Here is a 23,774-nt window from a genome sequence, read left to right on the forward strand (position 1 = left end):
ACCGTCTGCCGCGTGATCAGCGGGCGTGCTGCGAGGCACTTCTGACTGGCCGTCCGCTGATCGTGTGGTGGTTCGTACGGGTGTCCGATGGCTTGAGGCGGTGGGCATGCGGCCATTCGGGTGAGTTGTATCTCGCTCGATTCCTTTGGTGCAAATGGCTGCAAAAGCTCGCCCACCGGACAGCGGGCACCCGGATGTCGTCCACGTGGCGTGTAAGTTCCGGGGCCGAGAGCCTTGGAAGGGACCCATCCGGTGAACAAGAAGCTTGCGGCCGCACTGTCCGGCGGTGCGCTACTCGTACTGACTCTGTCGGGTTGCAGTGACGACAGCGACGGCGACAGCAAGGTGAACGACTGGGCCAAGAAGGTCTGTGACCAGGTCCAGCCACAGTTGCGGAAGATCGCGAACGCCAACACCTCGATCCAGCAGCAGACCGCCGACAACAGCAAGCCCGCCGACGTCCAGAAGACCGACTCGGCCGCCTTCCAGCAGATCTCGCAGGCGTACAAGGCCCTGGGCGCCGCCGTGCAGTCGGCCGGCGCACCGCCCGTCGACGACGGCGAGACCACGCAGAAGAAGGCCGTCGCGGAACTGAACACCTCCTCCGCGGCCTACGCCAATCTGCAGAAGAAGGTCGACGCGCTCGACACCACGGACCAGGCGAAGTTCGCCGACGGGCTCAAGGGCGTCGCCGACGAACTGAAGAAGATCAGTAACAACGGTGACCAGGCGTTGAGGAAGCTCCAGTCCGGTGACCTGGGCAAGGCGATGGCGAAGCAGGAGGGCTGTCAGAAGCCGAACGGCTCCTCCGCGCCCACCACGGTGCGGCCGTCAGCGGGCAAGGCGTGACGGCGGGGCCCGGCAGTCCCTGAGCGGGAGGCCGGGCCCCGGTCCTTCCCGTGTCCGGTCCCTCCCGTGTCCGGTGACGGATCGTCGGTGCGGCACAGGCGCTTCGGGGTCGTCCCCGCTGCCGTTGTCAGTGGGAGCGGACACAATGGGCGGGTGAGTACGACCAGCCTTCCCGCGTCCGACCGTTCGCCCCGGCTTCGCGAAGCCCTGCTCGCCGCCGGCTTCACCGTCGACGGCCTCCTCGACCTGCTCGGCGCGTCCGCCTACGCCGCGCTCGCCCGCAGCGAGACGGTGCCCGCCCTGCGGGCCACCCGGGGCGAGTCGCCGCTCGACACGCTGGTGCGGCTGTTTCTGCTCCAGCGCTCCGTCCCGGACCGGGAGGCCGGCGCCGCGCTTCCGCTGGAGGAGTGCGTCGAGGACGGCTGGGTGACCCGCGAGGACGGGGAGGTGCGGGCCGCGGTCGACGTCCGGCCGTACGGCGGACCGGAGGGCCAGGACTGGTTCATCGTTTCCGATCTCGGCTGCGCGGTCGGTGGCGCGGGCGGCATCGGATCGCACGAGGAAGGCGTGGTCCTCGGGGTGGGGGGCGCCTCCACCACCCTCGCCGGGATCACGGTCCGCACGCCCGTCGACTCCGCGCTCGACCTCGGCACCGGCTCCGGTATCCAGGCTCTGCACGCCGCCCAGCACGCGACTCGGGTCACCGCCACCGACCTGAACCCGCGCGCCCTCGCCTTCACCCGGCTCACCCTCGCCCTGTCCGGCGCGGCGACCGCCGATCTGCGAGAGGGCTCCCTGTTCGAGCCGGTCGGCAGCGAAACGTACGACTTGATCGTCTCCAACCCGCCGTTCGTCATCTCGCCCGCCGCCCGGCTGACCTACCGCGACGGCGGCATGGGCGGCGACGATCTGTGCCGGACGCTGGTGGAGCAGGCGGGCGACCGGCTGAACGAGGACGGTTACGCGCAGTTCCTCGCCAACTGGCAGCACATCGACGGCGAGGAGTGGCAGGACCGGCTGCGCTCCTGGGTGCCGTACGGCTGTGACGCCTGGATCGTGCAGCGCGAGGTGCAGGACGTCACGCAGTACATCGAGTTGTGGCTGCGTGACAGCGGCGACCACCGCACCGACCCCGCGGAGTACACCGCGCGGTACGAGGCATGGCTGGACGAGTTCGAGGCCAGTCGGACCAAGGGGATCGGCTTCGGCTGGATCACCCTCAGAAAGGCCCGGGCCGCCGCTCAGTCCCCGTCGATCGTGATCGAGGAGTGGCCGCACTCCGTGGAGCAGCCCCTCGGCACCGCCGTACAGGCCCATTTCGAACGCCAGGACTATCTGCGTGCCCACGACGACGCGGCCCTGCTGGCCGCCCACTTCACTCTCGCCGGCGAGGTGGTGCAGGAGCAGGTAGGGCTGCCCGGCGCGGAAGATCCGGAGCATGTGGTGCTGCGCCAGCACCGGGGGATGCGGCGGGCGACGAAGGTCGACGCGGTCGGCGCCGGGTTCGCGGGCGTGTGCGACGGGACGTTGCCCGCGGGGCGCATCCTGGACGCCATCGCCCAGCTGATGGGCGAGGACCCCGTGCTCCTGCGCGATCGCACGCCCCAGGCGATCCGACTGCTGGTGGAGGAGGGATTCCTGGAACCGGTACGGGCCGGAGCCTGACCTGCGCGTGGGCCGTTCCGGCGGGACTCGGCTCGTCACGTGCTCGTGCCCGGGTCCTGCCGTCCATGCGCGGGGTCCTGCCGTCCGTGTCCGGGGTCCCGGGGTCCTGCCGTCCGTGCCCGGGGCCGGTTCGGCCCTCGTCGCCGGTCGTCCCATCCGGATCGTTCTCGCCGCCTGGCCACGCGGCCACTCCGCCCCCTTGGAGTGCCCGGTTGGCGTGTCCGGCTGCCGTGTGTCGCTGTTCACCCGGAGTTCGCGTCGGTGACGTCCCCGGCTGGCAGCCTCCCCTCCGGGACAGGTCGGCTCCGGTCGGGCCGGACAGGCTACGGGAGAGGGCGGTACGGACATGGAGAGTGGACCCGCGATCTTCGCCGCGACGGCATTCGGGCTGTTCGGCGCCGCGCTGTTGCTGTGGACGGGGGCCCGCGCCCGGCACCGCCGGCCCGTGGTGGAGGGCGCGGACCTGGTCGCCTCCACCGCGCTCGCCGTCTCCTGCGGCGTACTCTTCCTCCTCCTCGGCGCATGGTGTCTCACCCGGGCCTGAGCGCACGTTCGGTCAGTCTTCGGTAGTCGTTCGATCCGGGCCGGGGCGGCCTTCGCCTGTCGAATGACCCCATTTTTCCCTCTTGTTCATCTTGTTCGTCTTTCCCTCTTTGTTTCCCTGCTCCCGGGTCGGTGTCATTTCCCGCCGCCGACGCCCGCCGCCGACGCCGCCGTCACGCGCCGACGACGCTCCCGCCACACGCCGACGACGCCCCGGCTGAGCACCCGCCGGGCAGCCGCGAGCCCTCGTCGGCGTGCCTCTCCCGCCTCTCGCGCCTCCCGCCGTCCTTCCGCCCCACCACCGTCGGGCCGGGAACACGCCCGGATTCGGCCTCCCTAAGGGCGTCCGCCAGTAGGTGCCGAATACACGGCGAAACCCATGGTCGGCAGGGGTGCGCACCACGTACCGGGCGGTCCGGGCGGCAGGAATGGCGGAAGTCGGGTTACCGTTCGAGTGGCCGTTGCGGGCTTTTGCCGTTTGACACGGGGGCGGGTTGTACCGTCACACTCCGCAGCGACAGCACCGTCGGCAGCGTCATCGCGCTGCCCTGATGCCCATTGAGTGCCGACCGGAGAGAAGAGCGAAGTTGTCCCCGACCAGCGAGACCGCACAGGGCGGCCGCCGACTCGTCATCGTCGAGTCGCCTGCCAAGGCGAAGACGATCAAGGGCTACCTCGGCCCCGGGTACGTCGTCGAGGCGAGCGTCGGGCACATCCGTGACCTCCCGAACGGCGCCGCGGAAGTACCGGACGAGTACACCGGCGAGGTCCGCCGCCTCGGCGTCGACGTCGAACATGACTTCCAGCCGATCTATGTCGTCAACGCCGACAAGAAGGCCCAGGTCAGGAAGCTCAAGCAGCTTCTCGCGGAGTCCGACGAACTGTTCCTCGCCACCGATGAGGACCGCGAGGGCGAAGCCATCGCGTGGCACCTCCAGGAAGTCCTGAAGCCCAAGGTCCCGGTCCACCGGATGGTCTTCCACGAGATCACCAAGGACGCGATCAGGGCCGCCGTCGCCAATCCGCGCGAGCTCAACCAGCGCATGGTCGACGCCCAGGAGACCCGCCGCATCCTCGACCGCCTCTACGGCTACGAGGTCTCGCCGGTCCTCTGGAAGAAGGTCATGCCGCGGCTGTCGGCCGGCCGCGTCCAGTCCGTCGCCACCCGGCTCGTCGTCGAGCGCGAGCGTGAGCGCATCGCCTTCCGGTCCGCCGAATACTGGGACCTCACCGGGACGTTCGCCACCGGCCGCGCCGGGGATTCCTCCGACCCGTCGACGCTCACCGCCCGGCTGAGCGCGGTCGAGGGCCGCCGGATCGCCCAGGGCCGTGACTTCGGCCCCGACGGCCGGCTCAAGGCCGCCTCCGGCCAGGTGCTGCACCTCGACGAGGCCAACGCCCGCGCGCTGGCCGCCGCGCTCGCCGACACGACGTTCGCCGTGCGGTCGGTCGAGTCGAAGCCGTACCGCCGTTCCCCGTACGCCCCCTTCCGCACGACGACCCTCCAGCAGGAGGCGAGCCGCAAGCTGGGGTTCGGCGCCAAGGCCACCATGCAGGTCGCGCAGAAGCTGTACGAGAACGGCTTCATCACCTACATGCGTACGGACTCCACGACCCTCTCCGACACCGCGGTCTCCGCGGCGCGGGCACAGGTCACGCAGTTGTACGGGGCGAACTACCTGCCGGACAAGCCGCGTACGTACGCCGGGAAGGTCAAGAACGCGCAGGAGGCCCACGAGGCGATCCGCCCGTCCGGCGACCGCTTCCGTACGCCCGCCGAGACCACACTCACCGGCGACCAGTTCCGGCTGTACGAGCTGATCTGGAAGCGGACCGTCGCCTCCCAGATGAAGGACGCGGTCGGCAACTCCGTCACCGTCAAGATCGGCGGCCGGGCGAGCGACGGCCGCGACGCCGAGTTCTCCGCGTCCGGCAAGACGATCACCTTCCACGGCTTCATGAAGGCGTACGTCGAAGGCGCCGACGACCCGAACGCCGAGCTGGACGACCGTGAGCGACGGCTGCCGCAGGTCGCCGAGGGCGACGCGCTGACCGCCGAGGAAGTCTCGGTGGACGGTCACGCGACCAAGCCGCCCGCCCGCTACACCGAGGCATCGCTGGTCAAGGAGCTCGAAGAGCGCGAGATCGGCCGCCCGTCGACGTACGCGTCGATCATCGGGACCATCCTCGACCGCGGCTATGTGTTCAAGAAGGGCACGGCGCTCGTCCCGTCGTTCCTCTCCTTCGCCGTGGTCAACCTGCTGGAGAAGCACTTCGGCCGGCTCGTCGACTACGACTTCACCGCGCGGATGGAGGACGACCTCGACCGCATCGCGCGGGGCGAGGCCCAGTCCGTGCCGTGGCTGCGGCGGTTCTACTTCGGTGTCGGCGACGACAAGGACGGCGCCGGAGCGGCGTCCGCGGCGGGCAACGGGGACGGCGACCACCTCGGCGGCCTGAAGGAACTCGTCACCGACCTCGGCGCGATCGACGCCAGGGAGATCTCCTCCTTCCCCGTCGGCGACGGCATCATGCTGCGGGTCGGCCGGTACGGCCCGTACATCGAGCGCGGCGAGAAGGACTCCGAGAACCACCAGCGCGCCGACGTGCCGGAGGATCTGGCGCCGGACGAACTGTCCGTGGAGTACGCGGAGGAGCTGCTGGCCAAGCCGAGCGGCGACTTCGAGCTGGGCGCGGACCCGGTGACCGGGCACCAGATCATCGCGAAGGACGGGCGTTACGGCCCGTACGTCACCGAGGTGCTGCCCGAGGGCACCCCGAAGACCGGCAAGAACGCGGTGAAGCCGCGGACCGCCTCGCTCTTCAAGTCGATGTCCCTGGACACGGTGACGCTGGCCGACGCGCTGAAGCTGATGTCACTGCCGCGAGTCGTCGGTGAGGACGCGGAGGGCGTCGAGATCACCGCGCAGAACGGCCGGTACGGCCCGTACCTCAAGAAGGGCACGGACTCCCGTTCGCTGACCTCCGAGGACCAGCTGTTCGACATCACGCTGGACGAGGCGCTGGCCATCTACGCCCAGCCGAAGCAGCGCGGGCGGGCCGCCGCCAAGCCGCCGCTGAAGGAACTGGGCACCGACCCGGTGAGCGGGGCGCCGGTCGTCGTCAAGGACGGGCGCTTCGGCGCGTACGTCACCGACGGCGAGACGAACGCCACGCTGCGCACCGATGACAGCGTCGAGGACATCACGCCGGAACGCGGTTACGAGCTCCTGGCCGAGAAGCGCGCCAAGGGGCCCGCCAAGAAGAAGACGGCGAAGAAGGCCCCGGCGAAGAAGACGGCCACGAAGAAGACGACCGCGGCGAAGACCACGACGGCGAAGAAGACGGCCGCCAAGAAGACGACGGCCGCGAAGAAGACGACGACGGCCACGAAGAAGACCGCCGCCACGAAGAAGACAGCGGCCAAGAAGACGACGGCCGGGGCGAAGGAGACCGCTTCTTCCGCCTCGTCCTCCTCGTGACCGCTCGTGTGAACGAGCGGGAGGGCGGCTGCGAGGACGGCCGACAGGACGGCTGAGCGGGCGGACCGAAGGATCGGCCGAGTGGCCGTCGTACGGAAGTACGGAAGCCGTACGGGCCGCTGTTCACGGTTCTGCTCTCGTCCGATGCCCGGCACCCACGTGGTGCCGGGCATCGGCGCGTACGGGCACGTGTTCGGACGGGGCCATCGGCGACCGCGCGGCTCCGGATAGGCTGGGCGGATGACGCGAGCCGAGCAGCCAACGGTCGTGAGCCCCACCTCCGACACACTTGCCGCAGACTCACGCGAGCGCGCCGTACGAGCCCTGTTGCGCAACCCTCCGCTGAAGCGGTTGTGGAGCGCCCAGCTCGTCGGCAGTATCGGCGATGCACTCGCCCTTCTTGTGCTTGTGCTGTTGTCGTTGCAAGCGGCGGTCCTTGAGGGCTCGTTCGGAGCCGGATACCGCGGGGCGGCCTTCGCCGTCGCCGCGGTGTTCGGCGCCCGAATCCTTTCCACCCTGCTCTTCGGAGCCGTACTCCTGGGGCCGTTGACGTCGCTGACGGCGCCGGGCGGGCCACTGGACCGGCGATGGGTGATGATCGGCTCCGACGTACTGCGGCTGGCGCTGCTGGTCGTCGCGCCGCTGTGGATCGACTGGGTGCCGGACAAGGCGCTCATGATGATCCTGATCACCGTCTTCCTCGCCGGTACCGGCGAACGCCTGTGGACGGTGGCCAAGGAGAGCGCCGCCCCCGGGCTGCTGCCCGCACCGCCGCTCGAAGGCGCCGCGGTGCGCCCGCTCCCCGACCACCTGGGAGCCCTCCGACGGCTCTCGCTCCGCACGAATTTCCTGGCCGTCCCCGCCGCCGCCCTGGTCCTGCTGATCGCCACCCTGATCGGCAACCTGCTGGGCTCGGGCCTGGACTGGTTCTCCTTCCACCAGGCGGCGCTCGGCTCGTATGTCGCGGCCGGGCTGTTCTCCGCCTCCGTATCGACCCTGTACTTCCTCGAACTGCCCGGTGTCCCCACGCCCCGCCCGCGCTCACCCCTGGAAGGACTGCGCAGGCCGGCCACGGCCGCCGGTCCCGACAAGGGGCGCACCGGAGTCCTGCCGCTGCTCGTCGGTGCCTGCGCCGCCGTCGCCGGGGCGATCGCCGCCGCGGCGGCCGTCGCCGTACTGCACGCGGCCGATCTGGGCGCCGGTCCCGCCGCCTTCGCGCTGATCGTCCTCGCCCTGACCGGCGGCACCGGTCTCGGTATCCGCACCGCGGAGAAGGTCCTGCCCACGCTGTCGCGGCGCAGGCTGCTGGCCCTCGCCATCGCCGCGACCGGGATCGCCCTCCTCGCCCTCGGCCTGGTGCCGGACACCGCGACGGCCCTGGCGATCACCCTGTTCGCCGGATACGCGGCGGGTGTCGCCGCCCGGATCGGCCACTCCCTCGTCGACCAGGAGACCGAGGAAGCGCGCCGGGTGAGGATCACCGAACACCTTCAGGCGGTCGTCCGGGTCCTGGTCGCGCTCGGCGCGGTCGCCGGCCCGCTGCTCGCCGCCGCCATCGGCCGGCACCGGCTGACCGCGGGCGGTTTCGTCTTCGCCGACGGCGGCGCGGGGTTCGCGCTGATACTCGTCGGAGCCCTGCTGCTGCCCGTCGCCGTGGTCGTCCTCGCCAAGACGGACGACCGCGCCGGAGTGCCGCTGCGCCGCGATCTGCGAGAGGCGCTGCGCGGCGGGGAACCGGCCGTGGCGCCCGCCGCGACCGGATTCTTCCTCGCCCTGGAGGGCGGCGACGGAGCCGGCAAGTCCACCCAGGTCCAGGCGCTCGCCGACTGGATCAGGGCGAAGGGCCACGAGGTCGTCGTCACCCGCGAACCGGGCGCCACGCCGGTCGGCAAGCGGCTGCGGTCGATCCTGCTCGACGTGTCGTCGGCCGGTCTGTCGAACCGCGCGGAGGCGCTGCTGTACGCGGCCGACCGCGCCGAGCACGTCGACTCGGTCGTACGCCCCGCGCTGGAACGCGGCGCGATCGTCATCTCCGACCGCTACATCGACTCGTCCGTCGCCTACCAGGGCGCGGGCCGTGACCTCTCTCCCACCGAGATCGCCCGCATCTCGCGCTGGGCGACGAGTGGACTCGTACCGCATCTGACGGTGCTGCTCGACGTCGACCCGGAGACCGCGCGGGAACGCTTCACGGAGGCACCGGACCGGCTGGAGTCCGAGCCGCCGGAGTTCCACGCCAGGGTGCGTTCCGGCTTCCTGACCCTGGCCGCGGCCGATCCGGCCCGCTATCTGGTGGTGGACGCCGGGCAGGAGCCCGAAGCGATCACCACGGTGGTACGTCACCGGCTCGACCGGGTACTTCCGCTCTCCGAGGCCGAGATCAAGGCCATGGAGGAGGCGCGGAAGGCCGCCGAGGAGGAGATCAGGCGCAAGGCGGAGGAAGAGGCCGCCCGGAAGGCCGAGGAGGAACGGCTGGAGCGCGAGCGGCAGGAACAGCTCGCCAAGCTCCGCGCCGAGGAGGAGGAGCGCAAGCGCCGCGAGCTGGAGGAGGCGCGGCAGCGCGAGGCCGAGCGGCAGGCGGAGGAGGCCCGGCTGCGGGCCGAGGAGGCGCAGCGACGCGCAGAGGAGGAGCGGGTCAGGCGCGAGGCCGAGGAGAAGGCCCGCGAGGCCGAACAGGAACGGCTCCGCAAGCAGGCGGCGGAGGAGGCCCGGCTGCGCAAGGAGGCGGAGGAACGCCGCCTGGAGAAGCAGCGCAAGGCGGAGGAGGCTCTGCTGCGGGCCGAGGAGGCCCGCCGCCAGGCCGAGGCCGAGGCGGCGGCGCGTGCGGAGGCCGAAGCTGCGCGGGCCGAGGCTGAAGCTGCGCGGGCGGCTGAGGAGGCGCGGGCTGCGGAGGTGGCTCGGGCGGCGCGTGAGGCTGATGAGGCGCGTGAAGCCGAGGCTGCGCGGGCGGCTGAGGAGGCGCGGGCTGCGGAGGTGGCTCGGGCGGCTCGTGAGGCTGAGGCGGCGCGTGAAGCCGAGGCGGCGCGTGCGGCGCGTGAGGCTGATGAGGCGCGGGCGGCTGAGGCTGCGCGGGCTCGTGAGGCTGAGGCGGCACGTAAGGCCGAGGCCGGGGCCGCGCGTGAGACGTCCGAGTCGTCGCACGAGACCTCGGGTCGGTCGCGGCGGTCCGGCGGGTCGGATCGGCCGAGGCGGTCCGGGGCCGATGGGACCGGCGAGCCGCGCAGGACGGGTGGGTCGGATGGGGCGGGCGGGTCCGGTGCTCGCGGACTTTCCGGTCCTTCCGGCTCGACAGGAGCGTCGTCGTCCGGTCTGTCCGATCCGGACAACGAGATCACGGTGCCCACCCCGATCGTCGACCCGAACGAGATCACGCAGCCGGTGCCCTCACCGGTCGTCAGGCCGTCCGACGAGGCCGAGACGACTCTGCTGCCGAAGTACCGGGACCCGGCCGACCGCCCCGACAGCGGCCATGGTCCGGCGGGTGCCGCCGACGAGACGGCTGTCCTTCCGCCCGTACGGGACATCCGGGGAGCGCGTGACGCCGATCCGGTCGACCGGGTGCCCCGGGGCATCTTCCGGGACGAGCGTCCGGCACCGCCCAGGGCCGCACCGGAGAGCGAGAACGAGCGCACCCGCGAGCTGCCGAAGATCAGCGAAGAGCCGCAGGCTCCGCACGCGCGGACCGGCCGGGGGCGCAAGGATTCCGGTTCCGCTTCCGCTTCCGGTTCCGCTTCCTCGCGCCGGCGCCGGCCCCGCCCGGACTGGGCGGAGGAGACTCCGCTGGACGACCTGCCGACGCTGGCCGACGAACTGCTCGGCGGCCATGACGACGAGGACCCGGGCAGCTCCGGCCGGGGCCGTCGTCCTCGCCGCTGACGGGATTGTCAGTGCCTCCCCGCACAATGGGAGGCAACGCGACAGACCCGTCGGTGTGGGTGCCGCGATGCCCGGGATGTTCCGGCGTCGCGGCACCACGGTGGTCGATGGCGCCGCACCGCCATGAACTGCCCCGACACCCATCACGACGACCATCACCACGACCTCCCCCATCACCACCTCCAATCGCCACCATCACCATCACCACCGGAAGGGCGGTGCCGATGTCCGTCTGGGACGACCTGGTCGGTCAGGACCGAGTGCGCGAACAGCTCGGCGCCGCCGCCAAGGACGCCGATGTGCTGGTGACCGCCATCTCCGAGCGGGAGCCGGTGCCGCCCGGCTCCAAGATGACCCATGCCTGGCTGTTCACCGGTCCGCCGGGGTCCGGCCGCTCCACCGCGGCCAGGGCCTTCGCCGCCGCCCTTCAGTGCACCAGCCCCGACCGGGCGCTCGGTGGCGAGCCGGGATGCGGGTTCTGCGACGGCTGCCACACGAGCCTCATCGGTACGCACGCCGATGTCGACGTGATCCGTACGGACCTGCTCTCCATCGGAGTGAAGGAGACCCGGGAGCTGGTCCGCCGGGCCCAGCTCTCGCCGGCCGTGGGCCGCTGGCAGGTCATCGTCCTGGAGGACGCCGACCGGCTGACCGAGGGCGCGGGGAACGTCCTTCTGAAAGCGGTCGAGGAGCCCGCGCCCCGCACGGTGTGGCTGCTCTGCGCGCCGTCCCTGGAAGACGTGCTGCCCACCATCCGGTCCCGCTGCCGCCACCTGACGCTGGGAACGCCGCCGGTCGAGGCCGTCGCCGACGTACTGATCCGACGGGACGGCGTCGAGCCCGAGCGCGCCATGGCCGCCGCACGGGCCACGCAGGGACACATCGGCCGGGCCCGCCGTCTGGCCACCGACGAACGGGCCCGTGCCCGGCGGGCCGCCGTGCTGAAGCTGCCGCTCAGGATCGAGGACGTCGGCGGCTGTCTCAAGGCCGCGCAGGAGCTGATCGACACCGCGACCGACGACGCGAAAGAGGTCTCGGAAGGCGTCGACGGCAAGGAGACCGAGGACATGAAGGCAGCCCTCGGTGCCTCGGCCGGAGGCCGGATGCCTCGCGGTACGGCGGGGGTGATGAAGGAACTGGAGGACAGACAGAAGCGCCGCAAGACCCGCACCCAGCGAGACAGCCTCGATCTCGCGCTCACCGAGCTGACCGGTTTCTACCGCGACGTGCTGGCACTTCAGCTCGGCTCGCAGCTCGCCATCGCCAATGTGGACGTACGGGACTCACTCGACCGGGTCGTCCGGTCCTCGACCCCGGAGGGCACCCTGCGCCGGATAGAGGCGGTGATCGCCTGCCGCCGGGCGCTCGACCGCAACGTGGCGCCGCTGCTCGCGGTGGAGGCCATGACGATGGCCCTGCGCGCGGGCTGACCGGGTCGGGCTTTCCTCCCGGCGCCCATTTGCCCTGCCCCCACCCCACCCGCGTCCCGCCCCGTCCCCCTCCCTCCGACCACCTCGGCACTGCCGTTTCCGGTCCTCCCACGCATTCACCCGAACGGGGAACGAATCGGACGAGTCGGCTCAGGACGACTACGCTCCGGGGATGGAATCCAGGCGCCTGCTCCGTATCCTCGCCACCGCGCTCGGCACTGCCGGACTGCTCGTCTCCGGCTGCACCAGCGGCACGTCGACGAAAGGAGCGCCCTCGCCGGGATCGGCGACACCGGCAGGGCTCACCTCGTACTACGCCCAGAAGCTGAGCTGGCGGGAGTGCGGCGTGCCCGGTTTCCAGTGCACCACCATGAAGGCCCCGCTGGACTACGCGAAGCCGGAGGGCGGGGACATCAAGCTGGCCGTCTCCCGCAAGAAGGCCACCGGGCCGGGTCGGCGGATCGGCTCGCTCCTGGTGAACCCGGGCGGCCCGGGCGGCTCCGCCATCGGCTACCTCCAGGGGTACGCGGCCATCGGCTACCCGGCCCCGGTCCGTGCCCGTTACGACATGGTGGCCGTCGACCCGCGCGGAGTGGCCCGCAGCGAGCCGGTGGAATGCCTCACCGGGAAGCAGATGGACGCCTACACCCAGGTCGACCAGACTCCCGACGACGCCGCCGAGGTCGACAAGCTGGAGGGGGCGTTCGAGGACTTCGCGCAGGGCTGCGAGAAGCGTTCCGGCAAGATCCTCCCGCATGTCTCCACGGTCGAGGCTGCCCGTGACATGGACATCCTTCGGGGCCTCCTCGGCGACGAGAAGCTGAACTACGTCGGGGCCTCCTACGGCACGTTCCTCGGCGCGACGTACGCGGGGCTCTTCCCCACCAGGACCGGCCGGATCGTCCTCGACGGCGCGATGGACCCCTCGCTCTCGTCGATCGACATGAACCGCGACCAGACCGCCGGGTTCGAGACCGCGTTCCAGTCGTTCGCCGCCGACTGCGTGAAGAAGCAGGACTGTCCGCTCGGCACCGGCTCCACGACCGAGGCGGCCACCGCGCTGAAGCGGCTCTTTACCGACCTCGACACGAAACCGGTCCCGACCGGTGAATCGCGTGAGCTGGGCGAATCCCTGGCGACCACCGGGGTGATCGCCGCGATGTACGACGAGTCGGCCTGGCCGCAGCTCCGCGAGGCCCTCGGCGGGGCGAAGGACGGCGACGGTTCGGGATTGCTCTCCCTCGCCGACAGCTACTACGAACGCGAGCCGAACGGCGCCTACGCCAACCTGATGTTCGCCAACGCCGCCGTGAACTGCGTGGACCTGCCCCCGGCCTTCCGCGACGCGGACGCCGTCACCCAGGCCGTGCCCAGCTTCGAGAAGGCGTCCCCGGTCTTCGGCAGGGGCTTCGCCTGGGCCGCCCTGAACTGCGCCCACTGGCCGACGAAGCCCACGGGCACCCCGCACCGCATCCATGCGGAGGGAGCGGCCCCGATCGTCGTGGTCGGCACCACCCGGGACCCCGCGACCCCGTTCAAGTGGGCCCGGTCCCTCGCCGAGCAACTCTCGTCCGGCACCCTCCTCACCTACCGGGGCGACGGCCACACGGCGTACGGCCGGGGCAGCGACTGCATCGACACGGCGATCAACACCTACCTGGTCGAGGGCACCCCGCCCCCGGCCGGCAAAGAGTGCTCCTGACCCGCCCGTACCGCACCACGCCTACTCCGACCTGCGGATTCGTACCATCGAACAGCCGGTGCGAAGCACTCTCCAGAACTGTGTAGACTTGGCGTCGCTGCTGATCGCACCATGGTGTGTTCGGAGCGTGCCGCCTTAGCTCAGCTGGCCAGAGCAACGCACTCGTAATGCGTAGGTCTCGGGTTCGAATCCCGAAGGCGGCTCGGAATTACCCCAGGACTCACTCGCCGTGACCTGGGGTTTTTTCATGTTGTGGTCGTGGCGGGGTGCTCGGCCGCAGCGGCGTGGAGGGGCTTGTGTGAGCGATGCGTGAGCGGATGGGCCCGGAAGAGGTGCACGGCTGAGCGCTGCGGTTCATGATCTGGCATTCGCCTCAAACCGCGCGACGCAGTGCCATCAGCGGCTTAGGGTGGCGAAGCTCGGTACTCGGAACGCAGAGAGGTGAAGACGGGGTGGCGCGCTGCAACTGTGGGCAGGAGGTTGACAAGAGTGACACCTTTTGTCGGGCCTGTGGTGTGCGCACCTCTTCGGCCAGCTCGCTGTGTAGAACTCTCAGCCGACGCGCCGAGTTGACCTTCGAAGCCTTGGCTGCCGAGCACCGTAGGGGCTGGCCGTCGAGCGAAGTGACACACACCGAGGAGAATCTTCGGGCCATCGATCGGGCTCATGGTGACCGGGTGGCGATCCATCCGTTCGCGAGCGATGAGGAACGCTCGAACGGAGCGGACTGGGAGTGGTGGTTTCACTCTGGTGCCGTGGGGTTCGGCATGCGTGTCCAAGCGAAGCGTGCCAACCGAAACGGCGGATACGACCTACGATATCGACCCGATGGTGACAGGTATCAGAATGATCTTCTGATCGAGGACGCCATGAACGCAGGTTGCATTCCAGCCTATGTCTTCTACAACCACCTCAACTGGCCACAGAGACGACCAGGCAAGCCGTGGTTGGGCTGCGACCATGGCACCTTCAATGAGGGGCAGCTGGGATGCACCATAGCGTCAGCCCTGGTTGTAAAGCAGACGCTTCGCGGAGCGCGCGCCAGCTCGCGATACGTGAAGGATCGCAGTCGCCCTTGGAACCGCATCCTTTGCGATGGGAGTGAATCCAGGGCGCCAAGCCTGGAAATTGCTTACGGGAGGGTGCTGAGTCTGCACCAGACGGCTCTTGCGGAGCTTGAGGGGGAGACGGAGCTCTCGGAGAACTTTCGGGTAGTGGCTAGAACTCCGATCCGGCTGGCCAACCCAGAGAAGCCGGGCCGGGTTGGTCGTCATCAGCACGATGGCGAGGATGACCGCGGGCGCGTCGAGCACGAGGCGACACGTGGTGCAGCGCCGCTTAGTCCAACTGAACGTGCCCTTCGCGAACAACTACGGGAAATGGCAGACCGTCCGGTTGGCCGGCTTCCGCAACGCGTACGAGCCATGGTCCGTGGCGCTGAGGGGGAACCGGCCGACGAGCGAGTTGCCGGTGCGGTGCTAGTGAATCTTGGCTCGGCTGAGACCTGAGGTTTACCCGGGGCCGCGAGCGGCAGGCCATCCCGGAGAAGTCGCCCTTCTTCTTGCCCTTGGCCCGGTCTTTCGCTTTCACCTTTGCCTTCTTGGCGGCCTTCGCCGCCTTACGGGCGGCCTGCTCGGCCTCGGCCTTGCGCTGGAGGGGGACCAGCTTGGCGGTGGCCTCTGCGGCGCTCTTCCCGACGTGAGGCAGGACGCTTAATGGTGACGTCGGGTATTGGAACTATCCGAATGCCTCTGATCCGGAGCCCCCGGTGTGCGGCCTGGGAGCCGACGTCAGCCTTGAGTATGCGAGCGCTCAGACCTGTTCGAAATGGAACGCCTTGATGAAGCAGTCGCGGGGCTGGGCGACTGCGAAGAGGATGCAGTCCACGAGCGACTGACCGGTGAGGGGATCCTTGGCCTCGCGCGGGGTGGTCTCCCACTCCTCGGAGAGCGGGTCGGCGTTGTCGAAGTCGGGCGGGTAGAGCGATATCACCCGGACACCTTGGGGCCGTAGGCGCTTGGAGAGGATCTCGGTGAACCCGGCCTGTGCGCTCTTGGCTGCATAGAAGGCGTCGTGTGCGTCCGAGCGGTGATGTCCGGCCGTTCCGCAGGCGGAGACCATCGTCACGACGTCCGGCTTGTCCGAGTTGAGCAGGAGCGGGAGGAAGTTCTTCACGGTCAGGACCGTGCCCGTGGCGCCGGATGCGATGGTGTCGACGATATCGGCGTCGGATGCTGCCTGGAGATCCGGCCCTTCGAGGTAGCGCGAGCCGTTGTTGATCAGGATGTCGACGCGGTCGGTGTGCTGGGTGACGCTGGAAGCGAAGTCGCGGATTGAGGCGGGATCCGTCAGGTTGCAGGCGTAGGCGTGGACCCGCTGGTGGCCTCGGTCTCGGATCTCGTCGCGGACACCCTCAGCGGCAGCGAGGCTGCGTGCGGACAGGAAGACCTCGGCGCCAAGGTCTGCGAGCCGGATGGCCAGAGTTCGCCCGAAGTCGCGCCCGGCAGCAGTGATGACGACGCGGTGGTTGTCGAATCTCATGATTTTGTTCCTTGTTCGTGGACCGGCTGTTGTTGCGGTGAAGCGCGGCGGGCGACCTCGGCTGCGTAGGTGGCCCAGTCGCCCGCGGAGAGCCGTTGCCAGGCGACGGCGACGTCAGTGTGGATGCCCAGGGTGCGGGCGAGGATCGCGGCGGGGATCTCGGTGGCGAGCTGGAAGAGTGCGGTGCTGCGGGCCTGATTGGGCCGGATCCCGAGCTGGGTCAGCCGCTGGGTCAGCTGTGTGGTGCTGATCGGGCGTCCGGGCTGGCCACCGGGGAAGAGCCAGGGTGAGGGAGCCAGGGCGCCGATGGTCGCGTGACCCTTGCGGTTCGCGGCGACAGTGCGGGCCAGTGCGGCGACGGGCTCGGGCAGTTGGACGGGTGCATCGCCGAGGTGGAGACGTACTGCCTGAGCGCCGACCTCGACGTCCTCGATGGTCAGTCGGTGGATCGCCGATGGCCCTTGTGCGTAGAGGAGGAGAAGCAGTCCTGCGAGGCGGTCTTCGGGCTTGAGGGTGTCGTCGTGCAGGAGTCGGCGTGCGACGTTCCACCGGTGCTCGTCATCGAGTGGCTGGGTGGGGCCGTTCCAGCGGATTGCGGGGACGTGGACGGTGGTGAGCTTGTTGGTGCGAGCCCAGCGGACGAAGTGCCCGGCTGTGTGGCGGTAGGTCGCGGAGTCGTCGGTAAGCCACTCGTCGAGGTCGGCCTGTCGGCAGGTATCCAGGGCGAGGTCGTGAGCCTGAAGCCAGGTAAGGAAGGCGACGGCCGCGTGGGTGCGTTGACGCGTTGATGCGAACTGCTGCGGGGTCAGGGGGCGGCCGTTGCTGCGTCGGCGTAGTCGACGGACCAGGTGCCATATCGCGTACTGGTGAAGGACTTTGCGCTGTTCGGGGTCTTGCTGTGCTGCGAGAAGGCCGGTGAGGAAACGTTCGAGGCGGACCATGTACTCGTCCCGCTCGGGCAGGGCACCGACGCCGACGAGGACTTGGCGGAGGTGGGCGAGGGGCGGGCTGTCGGGCAGCTCGTCGAGGGCCTCGTGAGTCAGGGCTCGTCTGCCGGCCGCGAGGTCGGCCAGGACCGGAGACACGGACGGCTTGTTCAGCCACCGCCTGGCGGTGAGTGGGTGCTCGGTGGTGGCGATGTTGTTCCGCAGGGCTTGGAGACCGGGGTGGAGGGCATCGGACGGAGGGCCCAGGAGCTCGTTGAGGCGTCGGTTGATGAGACAACGAGCGCACTGGCCGGGGTGCGGGTAGTCGGGATCGCTGCAGGTAGGGCAGGTGTGCCAGACCTCAGAGACGGTGCAGTCCGCGCAAAGGGGCTGGTCGAGAGTGCCGGAGACGACCGCCGCGACGCTGTCGCAGGCTGAGCACGGCGCGGAGTGACGCTGGCAGTCCAGGCACCATGGCCGACCCGTAGTGCGGGAGGTGCCGCAGGGTTTCTCCGCGTCGCAGATACTGCAAGTCGCGGTGGGCAGGGAGGGGCAGCTTTGGCAGAGCGGGCCGTCCGGTGTGCGGGTGTTCACGACCCTTCGTCGGCCGCAGTTGATGCAGGTCTCCAGGTTCGCCGGGGCGCTGACCAGGCAGTTCGGACACACTGGCCGGCCTTGGTCGTCGCGGGTGGCGGGCTCTCGGCGGGCTCCGCATCCCGAGCACTCCTCGATGCGGGAGTGGGAGATGCACATGCGGCAGACCCGCTTTCCGTCCAGAGGCTTGTCGATGCGTACGACTCTGTGGCAGCCGGGGCAGGACGGCCGGACGATCCCGGCGATGCCGGCCTCGTGCAGCAGGTCGATCAGCTTGAGGATCGCGCGGTGGGGTGCGAGGTGACCGTCGCCGGTCAGCAGAGCGGGGTGGGCTTCCAGGGCCCAGGCAATTTTCCGCTGGTAGGAAGGGCGAGGCGCCGATCGACGGACCGCGTCGGAGACCGTCTCCCGTTCGGCCTGCGGATCCAGTTCAGCGATCAGGGCGCCGATCACTGCGATGGGGTCGCGTCCGTCGTCGTCCGGGCACTTGGCGCATCGTGGCTGCCCGGTCCGGTCGCGTGAAGTGACCCGGCGGGTGTTTCCGCAGGCAGCACACGGCTCGGGCTGTGGCTGTCCGCAGGTCCAGCAGTACCAGTCCTGGCCGCGGCGCTGGAGCGTTCGTATCTGCGTGCCGCATTCGGCGCAACGCGGCGGCGAGACCGTCTGGGCCCCGGCCTCACGCAGGGCGATGAGCAGGTCGCCGACGGCCCTGGGCGCCGGCGAGCGACCGTCGTTCAGCACGCGAGGATGCTCAGTGAGATGTGCCGCGAGGAGGCGTGACTTCGAGCGTCCGCCCGCGACGCCGGCGACCACGGCACGGATCCGGTCCGGTTCCAGCTGATGCTCGATGGCTGCGACCAGGTCCGCGATGAGCCCGATCGGGTCGCAGACGGCCCGCTCGGGGTGCCCGGGTGCGGTCACGGCCGCTCGAAACCGCGGATGCGGGCTCGCTTGGGTCGCAGGTCACCGACACCTGCCTCGGCACCGACAGCCTTCTTTGTGCGGGTAGTGGTTTCGGCACCCGCCGCGGCGGTCGGCTCGATGAGGTCGTCCATGGTGCAGTCGAGGATGTCGAGCAGGGCCATGAGGATCTTCAGGCTGAGCCGCTCGGGGCGCTCGACGACGAGCCGGTAGACCTGGCTGGACGAAAGGGTGATGCCCCGCTTGTCCAGCAGCGGGATGAGGTCGGTGGTGGAGAAGAGCCCTCGGTCGGCCATGACCTTGCGCAAGTGCCAGTGGTAGTCGAGCTTCGCGGCCATCAGCGGTCCTTGTTTGCGGGGAACGAGGCGAGCGCGGGCGCAAGTGCCCTGTGGAGCATGGTGTTCATGAAGTCGTCGCTGACGTGGGTGTAGATAGCGGTGGAGCTGTCATTCTCGTGACCGACTTGCTGCTGGAGAAACCGGCGGTCAACCCCGTCCTCTGTGAGGTGGGTGACGTAGGAGTGGCGAGCGGAGTGGACCGTCAGCGCCTTCGGGAGCTTCAGCGCGTCGCGGTAGGCGACGAACCGGGCGTTGATCTCGGCCGGCTTGACCCGGCCGCCCCGCTCGGTCACCCACAAGGCGGGGTGATCCTCGCAGCCGAACCGCGGCCGTACGTTCTCCACGTAATCGGCGACCGCGTCCACCGCCCAGTCCATCACCGACAGCACGTTCCGACGGCGCGGCGGCTGCCCCTTCTTCGCCTTGCCGTAGCGGACGTTGAGGGTGCCGTACCGGCCGAACTGCGGTGCCTTCGCGTTCCGCCCGAAGTCGACCACATCCAGCTTCGATGTCTCCGTCCGGCGCAGACCCCACCCATAGATGACCTTGAAGAGGGTGGCATCGCGGTAGGCGGCGAGGGCTCCCTTGCGCTTGGCCCGTACCGCTCGATCGACCTGGTCGTCGGCGTAGTCGAGGAAGCGTTGGATCTCCTCGCGGGTGAACGGCCTCGCCTCGGGGCGCCCCTCGTAGTCGTTGAGGTGGGCGATGGTGTTCCACTCGTGGCAGATGGCCACGGGGTGAGTGCCGAAAGCGTCCTCGCAGGCCACCGACCAGCCGTAGCGGCCGTCGATCAAGAACTCGCTGAACAGGCGCAGGCTGCCCTGATAACTGCGGATCGTGGACGGCGCGAGGTGCTTCTCGCTGGTCAGCCACAGTGACCACTCGTCCACGTGGCCGGGCGTCCAGGCCCACGGGTATTCGTTCGTGTGCTCCAGAAACCGCCGTACGAGCCGTTCCCGAGCGGTGACCGTGTCCTCCCGGAGCCCGCGAGCGGCTTGTTGGGCCCGCCAGCCCCGCACCATGGCTTCGACCATCGCGTCCTGCGGACGCAGCTGGACAACCCCGGACACCAGCTCCAGGTGAGCTGCCCCCGCCAGCTCGGCGCGTCGCTGTAGACCCACTTTCACCCTCCCCTTCAGAGGGCAAATCCTGCATCAGATGGGATCCGATTACCAAACTCCCAGCTCAGGCCGCCAAGTTGCAGGAGGACAGAGTCCTCCTTTGGACCTGCCCTGACCTCGCGACCTGCGGTTTCTCGCCCGCCTGATGCAATTCCTGAGGGTTCGGGTAGATGTCCCGCGTGATCCGGGTATCGCTGTGGCCGAGGGTGTCGGAGACGATCTTGACGTCGATGCCGGCGGCGAGCATGAGTGTGGCAGCTCCGTGCCGGAGGTCGTGTAGGCGGATCGGAGGGAAGCCGGAGACGGCGACGAGTCGTTCGAAGAGGTCAGTGACCTTACCGGGGTGGAGCCAGGAGCCGTCGGCCTGGGTGAAGACGAGTCCGGTATCGACCCAGGCTGTCGCCCACTCCGCGCGGTCCGCGTACTGCTGTTTGCGATGGCGTTCCAGGACGTCGACGGTGTCGTCGTCGAGCGCCACGATGCGGAAGCCGCTGCCGGTCTTGGGATCAGACGACTCGACTTCCCAGCCGTCCTGTACGAGTTGGGAGGAGACGGTGGGGGAGTGGGTGTCGAGGTTCATCTCCGACCATGGCTGCCCGCACGCCTCGCCACGGCGCAGGCCCCGGAAGGCGATCAGGTGCCACATCGCGTATAGCCGGTCCTCGGCGACGAAGTCGAGGAAGGCACCGGTCTGCTGGGGTGTCCAGACCATCACGGGTGACGGCTTCTCGCCCGTCTGTTCCCACTTGGCGACCCGCTCGTCCGTCCAGACGAGCGCCTTCGGTTTGCGCACGGGATCGATCTCGACATGGGCGGCGGGGTTGAACGTGATGATTTGTTGCCGGATCGCATCGTTCAGGGCAGCCGGAGCGTCGTCTTGACGTGCAGGCGCGTGGCGGGTCCGGTCGGGCGCCGGAAGGGCGGCATCTCGTCGATCGCGGCCTTCATCGCCTTACGGTGGGCGCGGTTCTCCACGCCCTTCCAGGGCACGGTCGCCATCTCGTCGATTGCGGCGCGCCGCTGGGCGTTGTCCTCCAGGATTTGGGCGTTGGCGTCGCGGATGTCCGTGAACATCTCGTTGAGGTGGCTGACGCGCAGCCGGTCCAGACGCCGGTTTCCGATGCGCGGCTTCAGGTGGACGCGGATGTCGGTCTCGTAGCGGTTGAGGCCGGACTTGCGTATGCGCTTGCCGGCCAGCCACCGGTCGAGCCACTGCACCACCGGTTCGGCTTCCTCGGCCTCGGCGAACGCGCGGTACAGCGAGGCGACGGACGGCGAGGTGCCCGCGTTCTTGATGGTCTTGATGGTGAGCTTGCCCGCGATCTCGGGGACGGAGACGCCTGTCCTGTCGCATTCGAGTCGGTGGGTGACGGGGCTCTGATCTGCGGAGCTTCCAGAGAGTCCGGGAACGCGGTTCGGTTGCGATCTCAAACGGGTTGGCTTTCGCGGAGGTGGGACCCGCCCTCCCGGCGGCGAGAATCCGGCTTCCCGTGCCGTCCGCGCCGGTGCCGTACGCGTACTCGTCGTCGCCGGTCGACCGAGGGGATTCGCCCGCCTCTGTTGCACCTTTCTGCCACCTCACCGAAGAAAACAGCTTGCAGCCCCACGGGCTCCCCGCCTACGGTGCTGCGCATGGGTTCTCTGTGATATTCCCCGTGCGGCCGCGTTGAGCTCGGCTCCGTCGTCGCGCGTTCTCATCCGTGCTTCCGTTCCTCCCGTGATGCCGTCTGCCCGGCGTGCCGCGGAGTGTTTCCGGCGTGCGCGGATGCGTCCGTCCACCCGTGCCGATCGGCCCGGCCGAGAACAGGGGACTCCATGCTTACCGCACAGCTATCTCTTCAGAACGTCACCCGCCGCTACGACGACCACGTCGTGCTGGACGACGTGTCCTTCAGCGTCAAGCCGGGCGAGAGGGCCGGCATCGTCGGCGACAACGGAGCCGGTAAATCCACCCTGTTGCGACTGATCGCCGGACAGGACCGGCCCGACAACGGCGAACTGACTGTGATCGCACCAGGCGGCTCGGGCTATCTGGCCCAGTCGTTGACCCTGCCATCCGAGGCCACCGTCCAGGACGCGGTGGACATGGCTCTTGCCGACCTGCGTGAACTCGAAGCGCGGATGCACCACGCCGAAGCCGGGCTCACGGGCTCGGCGGGGGCGGAGCTCACCGCCGCGCTGGACGCCTACGCCCGCATGGTCGCCCAGTACGAGGCGCGCGCCGGCTACGAGGCCGACGCCCGGGTGGACGTCGCCCTGCACGGGCTCGGCCTGCCGGGTCTGGCTCGGGACCGGGCCCTGGGCACGCTGTCGGGCGGTGAGCGTTCACGGCTGGCGCTGGCCGCGACCCTGGCGTCCCAGCCGGAGCTGCTACTGCTGGACGAGCCGACCAACGATCTGGACGACCAGGCGGTGAGCTGGCTGGAGGCACACCTACGGGCGCATCGCGGCACGGTGCTCGCGGTCACCCATGACCGGGTGTTCCTGGAACGGGTCACCACCACGATCCTGGAGGTCCGCGAGGGCAAGGTGACGCGTCACGGCGACGGCTACAACGGCTACCTTGCCGCCAAGGCCGCTGAGCGGCGGCGCCGTCTGCAGGAGTACGCGGACTGGTGCGCGGAGCTGGCCCGCAACCAGAAGTTGGCCGCCACGAACGTGGCACGGCTGGAGGCGGTGCCTCGCAAGCTGCCGTTTGCCGTGTTCGGCCACGGCGGCTTCCGTGCCCGCGGCCGTGGTCACGGGGCGATGGTCCGTATCCGCAATGCGAAGGAGCGTGTCGACCGGCTGACGGACAATCCTGTCGCGCCGCCGCCCGAACCGCTGGTCTTCGCCGCTCGGATGACCACCACCGACGGTCGGACGTCGCAGGCCGCGGCGGAACTCACCGGCATCCGTGTCGAGGAACGGCTGCACGTACCTTCGCTGCGGATCGGCGGCGGGGAGCGGCTGTTGGTCACCGGGCCCAACGGGGCCGGCAAGACGACGCTCATGCGGGTGCTGGCGGGGGAGTTGCAGCCCGATGAGGGGACGGTGCGTACGCGGGGCCGGGTCGGGCACTTGAGACAGGAGGAGACACCGTGGCCGCCTGGCCTGACCATCCCACAGGCGTTCGCCCACGGCCGCGGAGGCGAACTGGACCAGCACATCGCCCATCTGTTGTCCCTCGGCCTGTTCAGCCCTGCCGACCTGCGCCTGAGAGTGAGCGAACTGTCCTACGGACAAAGGCGCCGGATCGAACTGGCCCGCCTCGTCAGCGAACCCATCGACCTGTTGCTGCTGGACGAGCCCACCAACCATCTCTCCCCCGTCTTGGTCGAAGAACTGGAAGGAGCCCTGGCCCGCTACCGAGGCGCGGTCGTCGTCGTCACCCACGACCGCCGCATGCGAACCCGCTTCACCGGCAGGCACGTGGAACTGAACGCCGGCCACGTCGCACAGCCTCGGCCCTGTTCCCCCGGAGCAACGGCGAAGTGACAAGTGGCTCTCTGTCATCAGAGTGATGCCCGGTCAGGGGGAGTGAGGCGGGGTCCGGGGACTCCGCCCGTCTGGAGGGCGGCGAAGTCGGCGTGGGCCCGTTCGACGGCCTGCGGGTACGCCTCGCGCTTGGCGTGCTCGGCGAGCGCCCGGTAGACGTTGGCCACCGAAGGGTTCCGACCCTTGTGCTTGCCGGTGGGGCTGATCAGGGCGGGCCGGATCTGCCCGGCGGACTCACCTCCCGCGCGACGTCGCAGCACGGTGTGCAGCATGTCGTCGGTGATGACCGGCGCCCGGCCGCCGTGCTTG

At 69.6% G+C, this 23,774-nt stretch carries 13 protein-coding genes, 1 tRNA gene and 1 pseudogene; 9 read left to right on the forward strand and 6 right to left on the reverse strand.

Features of this window, described 5'->3' with window-relative positions; all coding sequences use genetic code 11:
• Positions 1–252: 252 nt before the first annotated feature.
• The 8 genes from PZB75_RS17895 to PZB75_RS17930 all read left to right on the forward strand — a co-directional run bounded on the left by PZB75_RS17895 (position 253) and on the right by PZB75_RS17930 (position 13,750).
• Complete coding sequence (locus PZB75_RS17895) at positions 253–849, forward strand: small secreted protein (RefSeq protein WP_275536310.1); 597 nt, start codon at positions 253–255, stop codon at positions 847–849.
• A gap of 153 nt (positions 850–1,002) precedes the next feature.
• Entirely contained in the window at positions 1,003–2,514 is a 1,512-nt protein-coding gene (locus PZB75_RS17900) for a class I SAM-dependent methyltransferase (RefSeq protein ID WP_275536311.1), read from the forward strand.
• A gap of 346 nt (positions 2,515–2,860) precedes the next feature.
• Positions 2,861–3,058 carry a hypothetical protein gene (locus PZB75_RS17905; protein ID WP_275536312.1) on the forward strand — a complete coding sequence of 66 codons (198 nt, stop codon included), beginning with the start codon at positions 2,861–2,863 and terminating at the stop codon, positions 3,056–3,058.
• Positions 3,059–3,644: 586 nt separating this feature from the next.
• Positions 3,645–6,539: a type I DNA topoisomerase gene (topA, locus tag PZB75_RS17910; protein WP_275536313.1), complete on the forward strand. Its 2,895-nt coding sequence runs from the start codon at positions 3,645–3,647 to the stop codon at positions 6,537–6,539.
• 240 nt (positions 6,540–6,779) lie between these two features.
• Positions 6,780–10,415 carry a dTMP kinase gene (gene tmk / locus PZB75_RS17915; protein ID WP_275536314.1) on the forward strand — a complete coding sequence of 1,212 codons (3,636 nt, stop codon included), beginning with the start codon at positions 6,780–6,782 and terminating at the stop codon, positions 10,413–10,415.
• 224 nt (positions 10,416–10,639) lie between these two features.
• Positions 10,640–11,845 (forward strand): DNA polymerase III subunit delta', encoded by a 1,206-nt coding sequence (locus PZB75_RS17920; protein ID WP_275536315.1) that lies wholly within the window; start codon positions 10,640–10,642, stop codon positions 11,843–11,845.
• A 172-nt stretch (positions 11,846–12,017) separates the two neighbouring features.
• On the forward strand, positions 12,018–13,547 hold the full coding sequence (locus PZB75_RS17925; protein WP_275536316.1) for an alpha/beta hydrolase: 1,530 nt from the start codon (positions 12,018–12,020) through the stop codon (positions 13,545–13,547).
• A 129-nt stretch (positions 13,548–13,676) separates the two neighbouring features.
• Positions 13,677–13,750, forward strand: a tRNA-Thr gene (locus PZB75_RS17930).
• Between the two features lie 1,609 nt (positions 13,751–15,359).
• Here PZB75_RS17930 and PZB75_RS17935 read toward each other — a convergent pair.
• From PZB75_RS17935 to PZB75_RS17955, 5 genes and pseudogenes are all read right to left on the reverse strand, one after another.
• A complete protein-coding gene (locus PZB75_RS17935; RefSeq protein WP_275535479.1) occupies positions 15,360–16,088 on the reverse strand; it encodes an SDR family oxidoreductase in 729 nt (242 codons plus the stop codon).
• Entirely contained in the window at positions 16,085–18,529 is a 2,445-nt protein-coding gene (locus PZB75_RS17940; protein ID WP_275536089.1) for a site-specific integrase, read from the reverse strand. The genes PZB75_RS17935 and PZB75_RS17940 overlap by 4 nt, the downstream gene beginning before the upstream one ends.
• Positions 18,526–18,867, reverse strand: coding sequence for a helix-turn-helix transcriptional regulator (locus PZB75_RS17945; protein ID WP_275535477.1), 342 nt, complete (start codon positions 18,865–18,867; stop codon positions 18,526–18,528). The genes PZB75_RS17940 and PZB75_RS17945 overlap by 4 nt, the downstream gene beginning before the upstream one ends.
• Entirely contained in the window at positions 18,867–19,988 is a 1,122-nt protein-coding gene (locus PZB75_RS17950; protein WP_275535476.1) for a tyrosine-type recombinase/integrase, read from the reverse strand. Before PZB75_RS17950 ends, PZB75_RS17945 begins: the two co-directional genes overlap by 1 nt.
• A gap of 166 nt (positions 19,989–20,154) precedes the next feature.
• Positions 20,155–21,203 (reverse strand): annotated as a pseudogene (locus tag PZB75_RS17955) (tyrosine-type recombinase/integrase); the annotation flags it as partial.
• Between the two features lie 600 nt (positions 21,204–21,803).
• On the opposite strand from PZB75_RS17955, the gene PZB75_RS17960 reads away from it, so the two are divergent.
• Positions 21,804–23,465 carry a TlrC/CarA/OleB/SrmB family ABC-F type ribosomal protection protein gene (locus PZB75_RS17960; RefSeq protein ID WP_275536317.1) on the forward strand — a complete coding sequence of 554 codons (1,662 nt, stop codon included), beginning with the start codon at positions 21,804–21,806 and terminating at the stop codon, positions 23,463–23,465.
• Between the two features lie 17 nt (positions 23,466–23,482).
• On the opposite strand, the gene PZB75_RS17965 is transcribed toward PZB75_RS17960, so the two are convergent.
• On the reverse strand, positions 23,483–23,737 hold the full coding sequence (locus PZB75_RS17965; RefSeq protein ID WP_275536318.1) for a hypothetical protein: 255 nt from the start codon (positions 23,735–23,737) through the stop codon (positions 23,483–23,485).
• Positions 23,738–23,774: the final 37 nt, after the last annotated feature.

Origin of the sequence: Streptomyces sp. AM 4-1-1 (genome assembly GCF_029167625.1) — a bacterium.
GTDB lineage: Bacteria > Actinomycetota > Actinomycetes > Streptomycetales > Streptomycetaceae > Streptomyces.

Bases quoted from the DNA above. Each gene is read 5' to 3' on its own strand.
- PZB75_RS17905 (WP_275536312.1), top strand. From the start codon at position 2,861: ATGGAGAGTGGACCCGCGATCTTCGCCGCGACGGCATTCGGGCTGTTC.
- tmk (WP_275536314.1), top strand. From the start codon at position 6,780: ATGACGCGAGCCGAGCAGCCAACGGTCGTGAGCCCCACCTCCGACACA.
- PZB75_RS17920 (WP_275536315.1), top strand. From the start codon at position 10,640: ATGTCCGTCTGGGACGACCTGGTCGGTCAGGACCGAGTGCGCGAACAG.
- PZB75_RS17925 (WP_275536316.1), top strand. From the start codon at position 12,018: ATGGAATCCAGGCGCCTGCTCCGTATCCTCGCCACCGCGCTCGGCACT.
- PZB75_RS17935 (WP_275535479.1), bottom strand. From the start codon at position 16,088: ATGAGATTCGACAACCACCGCGTCGTCATCACTGCTGCCGGGCGCGAC.
- PZB75_RS17945 (WP_275535477.1), bottom strand. From the start codon at position 18,867: ATGGCCGCGAAGCTCGACTACCACTGGCACTTGCGCAAGGTCATGGCC.
- PZB75_RS17960 (WP_275536317.1), top strand. From the start codon at position 21,804: ATGCTTACCGCACAGCTATCTCTTCAGAACGTCACCCGCCGCTACGAC.
- PZB75_RS17965 (WP_275536318.1), bottom strand. From the start codon at position 23,737: ATGCTGCACACCGTGCTGCGACGTCGCGCGGGAGGTGAGTCCGCCGGG.